At 36.9% G+C, this 13,071-nt stretch carries 11 protein-coding genes and 1 pseudogene; 3 read left to right on the forward strand and 9 right to left on the reverse strand.

Going from position 1 to position 13,071, the window contains the following annotated elements; translation table 11 throughout:
- The first annotated feature begins 295 nt into the window (after positions 1-295).
- Positions 296-1,096, forward strand: coding sequence for a TIGR00266 family protein (locus C9J29_RS04645; protein WP_008176191.1), 801 nt, complete (start codon positions 296-298; stop codon positions 1,094-1,096).
- A gap of 39 nt (positions 1,097-1,135) precedes the next feature.
- On the opposite strand, the gene C9J29_RS04650 is transcribed toward C9J29_RS04645, so the two are convergent.
- The 4 genes from C9J29_RS04650 to C9J29_RS04665 all read right to left on the reverse strand — a co-directional run bounded on the left by C9J29_RS04650 (position 1,136) and on the right by C9J29_RS04665 (position 5,917).
- On the reverse strand, positions 1,136-2,098 hold the full coding sequence (locus C9J29_RS04650; protein ID WP_107921719.1) for a 2-hydroxyacid dehydrogenase: 963 nt from the start codon (positions 2,096-2,098) through the stop codon (positions 1,136-1,138).
- A gap of 218 nt (positions 2,099-2,316) precedes the next feature.
- On the reverse strand, positions 2,317-3,609 hold the full coding sequence (locus C9J29_RS04655; protein WP_008176197.1) for a globin-coupled sensor protein: 1,293 nt from the start codon (positions 3,607-3,609) through the stop codon (positions 2,317-2,319).
- A 291-nt stretch (positions 3,610-3,900) separates the two neighbouring features.
- Positions 3,901-4,734, reverse strand: coding sequence for an undecaprenyl-diphosphate phosphatase (locus C9J29_RS04660; RefSeq protein WP_012292617.1), 834 nt, complete (start codon positions 4,732-4,734; stop codon positions 3,901-3,903).
- A gap of 103 nt (positions 4,735-4,837) precedes the next feature.
- Entirely contained in the window at positions 4,838-5,917 is a 1,080-nt protein-coding gene (locus tag C9J29_RS04665) for a metallophosphoesterase (RefSeq protein ID WP_008176200.1), read from the reverse strand.
- Between the two features lie 305 nt (positions 5,918-6,222).
- On the opposite strand from C9J29_RS04665, the gene C9J29_RS04670 reads away from it, so the two are divergent.
- Positions 6,223-7,371 carry an acyl-CoA dehydrogenase family protein gene (locus C9J29_RS04670; protein ID WP_107921720.1) on the forward strand — a complete coding sequence of 383 codons (1,149 nt, stop codon included), beginning with the start codon at positions 6,223-6,225 and terminating at the stop codon, positions 7,369-7,371.
- Between the two features lie 41 nt (positions 7,372-7,412).
- On the opposite strand, the gene C9J29_RS04675 is transcribed toward C9J29_RS04670, so the two are convergent.
- The 4 genes and pseudogenes from C9J29_RS04675 to C9J29_RS04685 form a co-directional block, all read right to left on the reverse strand.
- On the reverse strand, positions 7,413-9,617 hold the full coding sequence (locus tag C9J29_RS04675; RefSeq protein ID WP_107921721.1) for an MFS domain-containing histidine kinase: 2,205 nt from the start codon (positions 9,615-9,617) through the stop codon (positions 7,413-7,415).
- A gap of 15 nt (positions 9,618-9,632) precedes the next feature.
- Positions 9,633-9,788, reverse strand: coding sequence for a hypothetical protein (locus C9J29_RS24200; RefSeq protein WP_008176206.1), 156 nt, complete (start codon positions 9,786-9,788; stop codon positions 9,633-9,635).
- Positions 9,766-10,458: a response regulator transcription factor gene (locus C9J29_RS04680; protein WP_008176208.1), complete on the reverse strand. Its 693-nt coding sequence runs from the start codon at positions 10,456-10,458 to the stop codon at positions 9,766-9,768. The genes C9J29_RS24200 and C9J29_RS04680 overlap by 23 nt, the downstream gene beginning before the upstream one ends.
- 76 nt (positions 10,459-10,534) lie before the next feature.
- Positions 10,535-11,414, reverse strand: a pseudogene (locus C9J29_RS04685) (DMT family transporter).
- 151 nt (positions 11,415-11,565) lie between these two features.
- Between C9J29_RS04685 and C9J29_RS04690 the strand changes: the two are divergent.
- Positions 11,566-11,796: a MerR family transcriptional regulator gene (locus tag C9J29_RS04690; protein ID WP_036122699.1), complete on the forward strand. Its 231-nt coding sequence runs from the start codon at positions 11,566-11,568 to the stop codon at positions 11,794-11,796.
- 65 nt (positions 11,797-11,861) lie between these two features.
- On the opposite strand, the gene C9J29_RS04695 is transcribed toward C9J29_RS04690, so the two are convergent.
- Positions 11,862-12,848, reverse strand: coding sequence for a homoserine dehydrogenase (locus tag C9J29_RS04695; RefSeq protein WP_090002430.1), 987 nt, complete (start codon positions 12,846-12,848; stop codon positions 11,862-11,864).
- Between the last annotated feature and the right edge of the window lie 223 nt (positions 12,849-13,071).

Consider the following 13,071-nt stretch of genomic DNA (forward strand, 5'->3'; position numbering starts at 1 on the left):
AGATGTGATATACCCTGTCATACTATGATTATCAGTGACAATTGCCAGAGGCTTTATTTTCACTTAACTGCTTCCCCTCTATTAGAGAATACTCCAAAAGGAGGAATCGCTTAAGGTTATGTATATTCATAACACCCTTAGTTATATGAAAATAAATAATACACATTCTAGTTTTTTATATTCGCCATTTTCTATTTAATTCCCTTTTTTTCTAAATTATTTAATTTCTTATTGAAACCAAAGTGTTTTATAATCGTATAGAATATCAATAAATTTACTTTTGGAGGAATCCCTTATGAATAATCATGAAATTGACTACAAGTTATTTGGTGACGACATGCAATATGTGCAAGTTGAGCTTGATCCACAAGAAACAGTTGTGGCGGAAGCAGGCGCTTTAATGATGATGGATGACTCCATCCATATGGAAACTATTTTTGGCGATGGTTCAAAAGGCGGCTCACAAAGTGGTCTAATGGGCAAATTATTAGGTGCTGGTAAACGTTTAGTAACAGGTGAAAGCTTATTCATGACGACATTCACAAATGTTGGCTCAGGTAAGAAGCATGTTTATTTCGCTTCCCCGTACCCAGGTAAGATTATTCCGATGGATTTAAGTCAATTAAACGGGAAAATTATTTGTCAAAAAGATGCGTTCTTAGCTGCAGCTAAAGGTGTTTCTGTGGGCGTAGAATTCCAGAAAAAAATCGGTGTAGGCTTCTTCGGTGGTGAAGGCTTCATTATGCAAAAGCTTGAAGGCGATGGTATGGCATTTGTACATGCAGGAGGAGCCATTCATGAAAAAACATTACAGCCTGGGGAAGTTTTACGTGTAGATACAGGATGTTTAGTTGCGATGACTTCAAATGTAGATTACGATATTGAACTTGTTGGAGGCGTAAAAACTGCATTGTTTGGCGGTGAAGGGATTTTCTTCGCTACATTACGTGGACCAGGAACTGTCTGGGTGCAATCATTACCATTCAGCCGTTTAGCAAGTCGTGTCTTTGCAGCGGCACCAATTTCACAAGGCGGTGGCGGCCAGTCAAAAGGTGAAGGCGGTATTGGTGGTATATTCGATTTATTCAATAGATAAAATAAAAGGAGCATATCTATCAGTGATATGCTCCGTTTTTTAATCAATTCGATTTGAAATAGCCTTGCCCTGTCCATAAGCAGCCAATGCTTTCACATTTAACATGAGCATAGCTGTTCTCGTTTCTAAGGACGCACTACCGATATGCGGCAGTGCCACTACATTCGGGAGTGTCAACAATGGATGATCCATAGCAACAGGCTCATGTTCAAAGACATCCAGCCCTGCTGCCCATAACTTGCCACTTTTCAGGACATCGTATAGAGCTGCCTCATCAATAATTCCACCGCGAGAAGCATTTATTAAGACAGCATCCTCTTTCATTAACGCTAATTCATGTGCGCCAATGAGACCCTCAGTATCACTATTATAAGGTGTCATAATTACAACAAAATCAGATTGTTGTAAGAGGTCCTCTAATGATACATAGCGAAAGCCATACATCTCTTCCGCCTCATGTCGACGTCTTCGGTTATTATATAAAATTTTCATATCAAAACCTTTTGCTCGTCTAGCAACAGCCTGACCAATTCGGCCCATCCCTATTATTCCAATCGTCGCCCCTGATACGTCTTTACCAACCAGCTGCATCGGGTACCAGCTTTTCCATTTTCCCTCTCGTAAATATCTCTCACTTTCCGGAATTCTACGAGCCGTTGCAAGCAGTAAGCCAAATACTAAATCAGCCGTTGTATTCGTTAAGACACCAGGCGTATTTGTCGCCATAATACCTCTTTTTCGTAAAGCCTTCACATCAATATTGTTAAAACCAACTGCTAAATTTGTTACTAGCTTTAGGTTTGGTGCTTGCGAAAGTAATTCCTCATCCACTTGATCTGCAATTGTTACCCACAACACTTCACAATCAGCGACAAATGCAAGTAGTTTATCGCGAGGGATGACAATCTCCGCCTCTTCCCACTGAGAAACTTCATAAAACTCTTTTAATGGCTCAACAATATGTGCAGGAAACTTACGTGTAATAAATAATTTCTTTTTCATGTTCCAAACACCTCTCTACTCATTTCCCTAATTCGCCTATAGCGTAACACTTAAGGGAAGCATTTTCTAGAGGTTTCTAGTTTGCAACCTTCTATAATAATCGCTAATTTCCCTTTTCATCAGCCTAAAGACTTTGTTTATCCGTGAAATCAATCATTTTATCCACTTTGTAAGCATAAAAAAACTATGCATAAGCTGTATGCATAGTTACATCTCATTTAAAATTCTCTGATGGTCGTATTCAAACGATTGGCAACTCTCTCTAATTCATCAGAGGATTCACCTATCGTCTCAATAATATTTGCTAAATCTGATATTTGCTTCCCTACGTTTTGGAAATTTGAAATGGAATCCTCTACGGAGGTAGATATTGCATCAAATGCCTTTAAGGACTCGGCATTCTGTTTGATACTATTATTTACGAGCTCTTGTATATCCTGTATAGCTTGAACTACTTGTGTGGTAATTCCATTAGACATCTGAATTAAATCAGCAATCTGCTCAACTGAACTTTTCGTCTGATCCGCAAGCTTACGTACTTCATTGGCAACAACCGCAAAACCTTTGCCATGCTCCCCAGCACGCGCCGCCTCAATTGCCGAGTTTAATGCCAATAAGTTTGTTTGACCCGAAATACTTTTAACCATTTCAACCACTGCATTGATTTTTGAAGAGGATTCATCCAGCTGCTCCACCATATTTGCCATTTCAAATGTCTTATGATGAATTTTCCCTGTTTGTTCATTAATAGAAACAATTTTGGCATAGCCTTCACTTGAAACCTTTTGCATCGATTCTGCCTCATGAATGCTATCCTTCAATGAATCGTTCACCTTTTGGGCACTATTAACAAGCTCTGTCACTGTATCCGATGTATTTTGTGATTGAGCCTCTATGTGAGTAGAAATCCCACCAATTACATCCTTGACATGCTCTCGAACGTTATTGCGCTGTTCCTCAATCAATGTATTTGCATAGTTATCGTATTCCTCTAAAACAATTTGCTGTTCAAAATTACATATTTTACTGATGGCATCGCAAAATTTTTCTTCCTCCCCCTTAGATAAACGAAGTTCAAAAATTATCTTACGTAAAGATTTTTCAAGAATTTGAAAGGCTGCTAAATACCACTTCGGATATAAGTTAATTTTCACATGCATTTTTGCCACACGTCTACGCTTTTCAAGGAAAGCTTCATCTATTCTCCCCTCAAACATTTCAATAATATGATGGCGTAATGTTTGACGTAGGCGCTCACTGGAACTATGCCTTTGAATAACCTCACGTAATGCTGGCACACTTTCAATTGCATGATAAAATGCCGCAACAACCTCCACAACGTTTCTTTCCACATATGGCTTTAAACTATTAATTAATTGAAGATCATATACGCTTAATTCCACAAGATTCAATTGCAATAAACGATCAGGATTTTTAATAAAAATGCCTATATTAGCTTCATTACTTATTTCAATTGTATTTTTCTTAGATCTACTTACAATTTGAAACATTTTATCCACCTCATATTATAATCATATACCGAGCTAAGTCTATTATCCTACATGCTATTAAAAAACAACAAATAAGTAGATACTTTATGTATCAATTATAATCTCAAACCTACCAAATGAACAATATATGGGTAAATGTTGTCTGTATTTATTAAATACAATAACACATTTACTCTAAAACAAATACTATATACCTAATTTTATTCATTTTATTTGAAAGATGGATTGAAAAACCAATAAATTTAAGGCAAAAAAGCCACCGCTTCTTGTGAAAGAAGAGTGACTTTTTGTTTACATGAAAATAATTACGCAAAGAACTGCTGCTAAAACTAAACGATAAATTGCGAAAGGCATTAATTTCACTTTTGAAATAAGTGCTAAGAAAAACTTGATTGATAGTAACGCAAAGATAAATGAACTAATAAATCCGACAGCGTAGAATCCGAAATAATCCATTGATAATGTGTCCCAGTTCTTCAAAACAGATACTAAACTAGCTCCTGCCATGATAGGTACCGCCATAATGAATGTAAAATCGGCTGCCACACGGTGACTCATACCGAATAATACCCCACCAGAAATAGTCGCACCTGATCGTGAAAATCCTGGCCATAAAGATAAACATTGAACTAGCCCAACCTTAAAGGCTAAACCATATGAAATCTTATCTAAAGAATCTACTTTTGGTTTTCTTGGTGCCAATTTATCGGCTGCAATCATTAGGATAGCCCCTGCTACTAGTGCATAAACAACGTGCTCTACTTTAAATAGATGATCGTCAATAAAATCCTTAAATGCAAACCCTAAGACAACTGCTGGTAGCATACCGACAATAACATGCAATAAGTTAAAACGTCTATTAATGGACTGAGACTGACCATCAATTTTGTATAAGCCAACTAGGCTTAACATACGCTTCCACATCACCACGATAACAGCTAAAATGGAGCCCAATTGAACGACAATTTTAAATGTATTGGCAGGATATTTACCTAAAAACTCCTCTGTTTTTAACCACATATCGTCAACAATAATCATATGGCCAGTTGAAGATACTGGGGCAAATTCTGTCATACCTTCAACAAAGCCTAAAATCAGTGCTTTTAATAACTCTATAATTTCCACCTTGTCACCTTACCTTTATTAATCAAATACTCACTTATTATAAATTACTCCATTTTCATATACTACTGCTATTTCACCTATAAGTCACCCACAGCTGTAGCCATTAACGAAATTTCATATCCACTATCCAAAGCTCTGACCTACTACCGATTCTCATTGGCGGACCCCAGAAGCCATAGCCTGATGAAACAAGTGTATGCATTTGGTCTTTCAACTTATAACCATAATCCAGTTCAAACACTCGAGCGGTAATATACTGATTTGGCCACAGTTGACCTTTATGCGTATGACCTGACATGTGTAAGTCCACCCCCAGTTTCGAAGGAGTTAACAAATCGTCAGGCGTATGATTCATTACGAGCCATGGTAAGCTTTCGGAAGACTTTAACTCTGCTAGTGACTTTCTATCTTTATTCGTCCTGTCCTCTTGCCCTGTTAATATAAACGCATCATCTATACGAATTGTTTCATCAAGTAGTATATTTACATTGGCATTTTTCATTTCTTTTATAAATTCAGGAATCTTTTTACCATAATATTCGTGATTCCCCAATATACCATAAGTTCCATATGTAGATGTTAACTGTTTCATGACATCTGCCATTTCCCCTTGAACAAACCATTTTGGATCATCATCGACAATATCTCCAGCTAGCAACACAATATCCGGCTGTGCTTCATTCGATAAGTCAACAAAACGTTGTAAATGCCTTTTATGCGATAAAACACCTAAATGAAAATCAGATGCCACAACAGCTCTCAATGACTTCAGTTCACTATCCTTCTTATCAACAGTTATTTCTAAATGACGAACGACTGGAGAATAGGCTAAATAAGAGCCGATAATACTTAGCATAAATAATACAGCAATTGCTATACTACCAATTATTTGTACATTTTTAAAGGGTGTTAGCCAAATAATCAATTGTGCTGCTAAACATAGCAATAAACCGTATTCAAAAATAAACATCCAGTAATTACTAATAACTGAAAAGAATCGTAAGGACTCATGCAATCTTCCAATAATAATACTGAAAGCGACAAGATACAGTACTAACCAAAATAAGATTGGGTAACGGAACCATCCCATAGCCCCTAGCCACTGCTTTACTCCCCACCCCAAATAGAAAGTCAACGCACTATAAATACTAATTAAAAGTATACCTCCAATTACTTTTGGCATATCTTCGTCCTCTACTTTCCTATATATTTAGTTGATTATATCATTTATATGTAACAGTCATATGGGATGAAATACTTGAATAATCTTCTAAAGAAAATAGGAACTAAATGCTTTAACCCTACATTGTAAGCATAGCTCATTATTTCGTATCATTCTTTTGTTTTACATGACATTTCACTGGACATAAATGACAATTTCGTCATTTTAGTATAAAAAGCTACTATTATTTTCACAAATATTCCAGTAACATAATAGGCGATAGAGAAGATTTACGTATTTACGAGCAAAAAGGGGTGCTAGTTCAAATGACACGTTATAAATTTGAAACAACAGAGCATGAGTTATTTCGTAAAACCTTTCGTAAGTTTTTAGCAGAAGAAGCCGAGCCACATTATGCGCAATGGGAAAAAGATCATCTTATCCCGCTTACATTTTGGCGAAGACTTGGTGATATGGGCTATCTTTGCCCTCAAGTAGAAGAGCAATATGGTGGACTAGGTCTTGATTTTAGTTTTGGTGTTATTATTCAAGAAGAGCTTGAGCGTATAGGCTCAAGTCTTATTGGGATCGGCCTGCATAATGATATTGTCGTACCTTATATTGAATCCTTCGGTACACATGAACAAAAATCACGGTGGCTGCCAAAATGTATTTCAGGCGACTATCTTACAGCGATCGCCATGACTGAGCCAGGTACAGGTTCAGACTTAGCAAATATTCAAACAACAGCTATTCGTGATGGAGACCATTATATTGTAAATGGCCAAAAGACCTTTATTACAAACGGAATTCATACCAACTTAGCGGTTGTCGCCGTGAAAACAAATCCATCCACTGAAAAAAAACACCAAGGTATTAGTCTACTTGTTATTGAAGAAGGTACACAAGGCTTTACAAAAGGGAGAAAGCTGGAAAAAGTCGGTATGCATGCTCAAGATACAGCTGAGCTATTTTTTGAAGATTGCCGAGTGCCAGTACAAAACCTACTTGGTGAAGAAGGTAAGGGCTTTGTTTATATGATGGAAAAACTTCAACAAGAGCGGTTAGCTGTGGCAATTGCAGCACAAACAGCAACTGAGGATATGCTTGCCTTAACACTAAACTATGTAAAATCACGCCAAGCATTTGGCAAGTCCATTGGAGACTTTCAAAATACACAATTTAAAATAGCTGAAATGGCTACTAAAATGGAGATCGGTAAATCATTTCTGGAATCATTGATTGAAGAGCATCTCGCAGGAAAAGATGTGGTAACGAAAGTATCCATGGCAAAATACTGGATAACTGAAAATGCCCGTGAGATAGCCACGCAATGCATGCAGCTTCATGGTGGCTATGGCTATATGGAGGAATATAAGATTGCACGAAGGTACAGAGACATTCCTGTTATGTCCATCTATGCAGGCACGAATGAAGTCATGAAAGTAATTATCGCGAAGAACTTAGGCTTATAATGAAAAAAAGATGGTGGCAATCCTCTGCCACCATCTTTTCCTCATACTGCTGAAATTCGAACTGTCACTTTAAATAAATCGCCATCCACATCAATTGTCATGCGAGCTCCATGCAAATCTACAATAGATTGCGCAATGGCTAATCCAAGTCCAGATCCCTCTGTATGACGTGAAGCATCTGCACGTTTGAAACGTTCAAATAGTTCATCAGCGTCTTCATTAATTTCATACTTCGCAACATTTTTTACCGTTAATTCAGCATCACCATCTGCTGTTCGTTTTAACGTCACATAGACGCGGGTACCCTCTAACGCATATTTCAATACATTAACAATTAAATTATCTATGAGTCTCCACCATTTTTGACCATCTACATAGGCATAAATAGGCTCATGAGGCATCGTCATTCGTAAATCTAAACGCGACTGTAATAAATCTTCCTTATGCTCCCCTACCGCCTGCTGAATAAGTTGTGTCAAATCTACACGACTTCGTTGAAGCTCAATATTACCACTTGCCATTTTCGATACTTCAAAGAGATCTTCAATCAATACTTTTAAACGTTCTGATTTTTTATCGAGAATATGAATGTATTGTTGACGTTCTTCCTCTGTAAGATTAGATTTTTTCAAAAGATCCGTATACGTAATAATCGAAGTTAACGGAGTTCGTAAATCATGACTCACATTGGTAATAAGCTCTGTTTTTAAACGTTCACTTTTAGCCTGCTCATGCATAGATGTTCGAACGCCTTCTCGTAAATGATTAAGATTTTCAGCATGACTAGCGAGTGGGGACTTCCCTTTCACTTTCACGTCACGATTCAGTCGCCCATTGGCCATATCTTTCGTATCCTTCATAATACGGTTTAAGTAACCCATTCTTGATAAGAAAACAATCAAGGTTGGAAACCCTACAAACATACACACACCTAGAACAAGAACTGGGAAAGCTCCTCCTCTTAACATAGAAGCGACAAGGCTACCTCCTCCAAAGAAGGCTGCCCCTAACATGAACAGTGCGTGCATCGCTATAGAGCGATTAATAAATAAATCCGTAATTGAATCCCCGAGTGACCATAAATAACTGGATTTCACATTTTGCTCTAACTTTTTCAACGTATCTATTCTTGTATAAAGCCAAATTAATTGAATAAAGAAAGCAATTCCTATGATAATTAACACACCTAATTTAAAGGCGAAATCTAGTATAGAGCGTACATAATTATATTGGAAATTGTAATCGTAAGTGTATTCAATCGACTCAAAAACAATTTGAGATGAAATAAGATACATAAACCCTGTGATCAACACTAAAACAACTTGAAAATCGAATTTCACCTTATTTAAAACGTCTTTTTCCTTCATTCCTTTAACAGTTTGCAGTACATCCTTACGACCTCTCCAAGCAAAAATTGCCGTTATTATGCTAGTGAGCCATATAAAGAAGTAGGTATATTGATTACGGTGAAAACGATTATAATCCTGCATAACACCCAATGATTGAACTGCTTTTTTAGAGATGGTTAAGACACCTATATATTCAGTTGTTTCATAAAGATTATCGACATCCACATAAGTTTCTGTACGGTAAAAAATATCCCTTACATTATTACTAATATTTCCCACATACAATGGATTTCGCTCAGAATACTTTATTTTATAGGCACTACTTTCTGAAACATCACCTGCACGGTATGTTTCTCCTGTTTCCGTATTCGTCAACTCATAAGACCAGTAATCATAAGACTTTTTAAAGCTTTTAGCTTCACTCTGTGCTGCTTTTATATATTTATCGATGAGTGCTTCTTCCCCAGCAAGAATCTTCTTTCTTACATGTTCATCGTTTTCGAAATTTGCCGTAATGTCTTTAATTTTATTATCTCGTTCAGTCTCTAGCTTTATTTGTAATTCTCCCGCATTGGCATCCATTGCTTCCTGAATTCGCTGTTCGTATTGTTGTTTAATATTATCGATTTGCTGTCCTAATGTACCATAATAATTTCGATGATCTTCTATTTGAGACTGCGTAATCTCTATTTTCCCTTTTAAGTCTTCAGCCTTCGGTAAATTTATTACTAACGGCCCGAGTTCTGAAGTAAAATTATCGATTTCATGTTGGAAATTTTCTGATTCGAAATAGGACTTACCAATATACTGATAGCCTACATGCCAAAAAGTAAAGATGCCGAAAATAGTCCAAATGATACTCATTAACACCAGTAGGGATTTCCATTTTTTTATCATACCACTAACACTCCTCTAAAAAATTCTTTCTAGTAACTGTAAAACCTCTGAGGAGCGAGAATCGACGATTTGATAAGCATAAACGCCAAAATAAATAAGTCCAACAACACCTGCAATGAATCCTGCAATAGTCATATACTTCTCTATTTTATTTTTCCATTTTATAGCCAACGCCCCATACCACCTTTAGATAGCGTGGGTTTTTTGGGTCCGCTTCAATTTTTTCACGAATTTTTCGAATGTGCACAGCTACAATATTTTCAGCATTGTAGGCTTCCTCATTCCAAACTCGTTCATAAATTTCACGAATCGAAAAAACACGCCCTGCATTTTTCATTAATAATTCCGTAATTTTATATTCTATTGGAGTTAGTCGAACTGGTTCTCCTTCTAAAATGATTTCTTTAGCATCTTCATCAAGAGTAAGCCCGTCAATTTCTACTTTTGTTGCACCTTCACTATACGTTCCTAGTTGTACATAGCGTCTAAGCTGTGATTTCACTCGTGCTAATAGCTCTAATGGATGGAATGGCTTTGTTACATAATCATCCGCGCCTACCGATAATCCATGAATTTTATCTCCATCTTCTGCCTTTGCACTAAGCATAATAATAGGGATATTGCGCTCTGCTCTAATTTTAAATGTCGCAGTAATCCCATCCATATTTGGCATCATTATATCTAAAATAATTAAATGTACTTCATTATTTTCTAGCTTGTCTATTGCATCTAAGCCATCTGCTGCTTTTATAACATTATAGCCTTCATTTTTTAAATAAATTTCAATACCATCACGAATATCTTGATCGTCGTCTGTAACAAGAACTGTTAGTTTCGTCATGATAGACACCTCGCTCTCAAATATAAGTGTACCTTTCAAATCTTAAAATCCAGCTAGTAAAAAAATGAAGAATTTCTTAAGGTTTTAGCTTATTATGAAGCCTTCCTTGCCTCCCACCTATCGTCAACACAACAATGCTGCCTAATAGCATTGCTACACCTAGCCAGGACACGCCACTTAACTGTTCTCCGACTAGAAAAACGCCAAGTATTGCGGCTGTCAATGGCTCAGCTAAGGATAGAGTTACAGCTGTTGATGAATTTATTTTTTGCAAACCGTTTAAGAACAGTAAATAAGCTACACTAGTACACATAATTCCCATAAATAGTATCGTCCATAAATTTTGCATATTTTCTAACCAAGCAAAACCATTAGACAGTGAAAACGGTAGTAAAAATAAAGTACAGAGCGAAAACGTCATAGCAACTGCTGGTAAAGCATCTTCCTGCACCATTAATTTCTTACTAATATTTGTATAAAAGGCAAAAGATAACCCTGCACAGAGCGCTAAACCAAAGCCACCCATTTGTACAGCTTCTTCCCCATTATTGATAAACAATAAAAGACAGCCCATGATCGCTATCAATGAAAGCTAGCCCCCAAATAATAGATGGTCGGTTTCTCCATATAATCCATTCAATAATTCCTGAAAATACCGGTGCACTTCCAATGGTCGCAACAGTTCCAATTGCTACACCTGTTAGACGTATTGATGAAAAGAAAAGACCTTGAAAAAGAGCAATACTAGCCGCAGCTAAAATCGTCCATTTCCACGACCAATGTAGAAAATTAATTTTTCGCCAAAAAATTGTAATAGCTAAGAGGATTCCACCACCAATGGCAGAACGAATAGTGGCGACTGCAATCGGAGATACATTATTATCTAAAAACGTTTGGGCAGTTCCTGTCATCCCCCATAAAATAGCTGCTAACCATACAAATAACAGATTTAACATGTAGACCCCCTCCGCCTTCTTCCTTCCAATACTAATCATACATATTTATCCAAAATCAAACAATTATCATTTTTACTTTTTCTTTCATCCACTCCAGTAGGCATTCGGTTAAATGGACGTTATAATGAATACAGTTAAAGGAGCGAGTTGTATGTACAAAACAATTGAAGAGACAGCAATTGAACTAGGTATGCCTGAAGAACAAATAATACGCCTAGTCTATGAGGGACGCATCCGTTCCGTTTTCGATGGAAATATGATACTCATAAATAGTGGACAATTTAGTACGTATTTTAATCAATTGGAACGTATTAAAGAGGAAATTGAAATATGGAGATCTACCCCGATACCAGAGGATATTGACGTAAAAGACGAGGATTAAAAAGCCCACCATTCAATCAATAGATCATTGTTGAATGGCGGGTTACCTTTATAAAATAATAATGATTAAATCGTTACAACAAAGCCTGCCCTTTTCCCGATGATTTCAGCATAATCTTCTACCATCACACTTGCTGTTGGGTACATTCCAGCACCAGGACCTACTAAGGTTAAAGTACCAATATAATTTGTTTCTAATGCAACTGCATTGAACACATCATCGACTGGATAAAGTGGATGTTCTTTATCAACCAGTTGTGGTCCAACCTTTGCTACAATTTTCCCATTAGCTAGTTTTTCCACCTCAGCTACATGACGGTAGCGTAAACCCTTTTCACATGCCTCATGGACCTGCGAAGCTGAAATACTATCTATGCCGATAACTTCTACATCCGCCCAATCAGGTTGCTCTCCAAATGCTAGGGCGCTTAAAATCATTAACTTTTTAAAGGCATCCTGACCAGAAACATCATTATACGGATCTGCCTCAGCGTAGCCTAAACTTTGCGCTTCTTTTAAAGCTGTATCAAATGACCAGCCCTCTGCTCGCATTTTAGTTAAAATATAATTACAAGTACCATTTAAAACACCTTGTATACGACTAACATCATTAACAAGTAATATATTTTTCATCGTTTTAATAACAGGTACTCCTCCAGCAGTTGTCGCCTCAAAGCCTACAAAGACACCATTTGCTTTTGCAAGTTCTTGTAACTCTAACCCACGCTTTGCAAACATGACTTTGTTGGCAGTAATAACATGACATTTATTCTCTACCGCTCTCTTTAAATAGCTATATGCAGGCTCTTCATTCACAATGGCTTCAAATATTACTTGCATGCCTGGTTCAGCCAATACATCATCCATGCTTGTAGTCATCAAATGTGCTGTGCCTGGTACACGTTCGCGGCTAGCATCTGTTACTAAAATTTTCGCTACTTCCAACTCAATGCCTAATTTATTTTTAAGATCTTCCCGCTTTTCATTTAATATATGATAGATCCCTTGACCTACCGTTCCAAATCCTAAAATCGCTGCCTTTATAGTTGCCATTCTTATTATTCCCTCCAACTTACATTCCGCAGTTTCATCAAGCCAAACTCTCCGTGGGGTTGTGCCAAATCATTTGACACCAACCGCAGGCCTTAGCCAACCCTTAATTTTGGATAAATTTTGATATTCAGTACATGTTAGATCATATACAAATTCAAATAATTCGAAATTTAACTTAAAGAAAATTGTAACGCATATATATACTTTACACAAGAAAAATCTT

Source organism: Lysinibacillus fusiformis (assembly GCF_003049525.1).
Lineage (GTDB): Bacteria > Bacillota > Bacilli > Bacillales_A > Planococcaceae > Lysinibacillus > Lysinibacillus fusiformis.

Coding starts and splice junctions, on each gene's coding strand:
- C9J29_RS04645 (WP_008176191.1), top strand. CDS start 296: ATGAATAATCATGAAATTGACTACAAGTTATTTGGTGACGACATGCAA.
- C9J29_RS04650 (WP_107921719.1), bottom strand. CDS start 2,098: ATGAAAAAGAAATTATTTATTACACGTAAGTTTCCTGCACATATTGTT.
- C9J29_RS04655 (WP_008176197.1), bottom strand. CDS start 3,609: ATGTTTCAAATTGTAAGTAGATCTAAGAAAAATACAATTGAAATAAGT.
- C9J29_RS04665 (WP_008176200.1), bottom strand. CDS start 5,917: ATGCCAAAAGTAATTGGAGGTATACTTTTAATTAGTATTTATAGTGCG.
- C9J29_RS04670 (WP_107921720.1), top strand. CDS start 6,223: ATGACACGTTATAAATTTGAAACAACAGAGCATGAGTTATTTCGTAAA.
- C9J29_RS04675 (WP_107921721.1), bottom strand. CDS start 9,617: ATGATAAAAAAATGGAAATCCCTACTGGTGTTAATGAGTATCATTTGG.
- C9J29_RS04680 (WP_008176208.1), bottom strand. CDS start 10,458: ATGACGAAACTAACAGTTCTTGTTACAGACGACGATCAAGATATTCGT.
- C9J29_RS04690 (WP_036122699.1), top strand. CDS start 11,566: ATGTACAAAACAATTGAAGAGACAGCAATTGAACTAGGTATGCCTGAA.
- C9J29_RS04695 (WP_090002430.1), bottom strand. CDS start 12,848: ATGGCAACTATAAAGGCAGCGATTTTAGGATTTGGAACGGTAGGTCAA.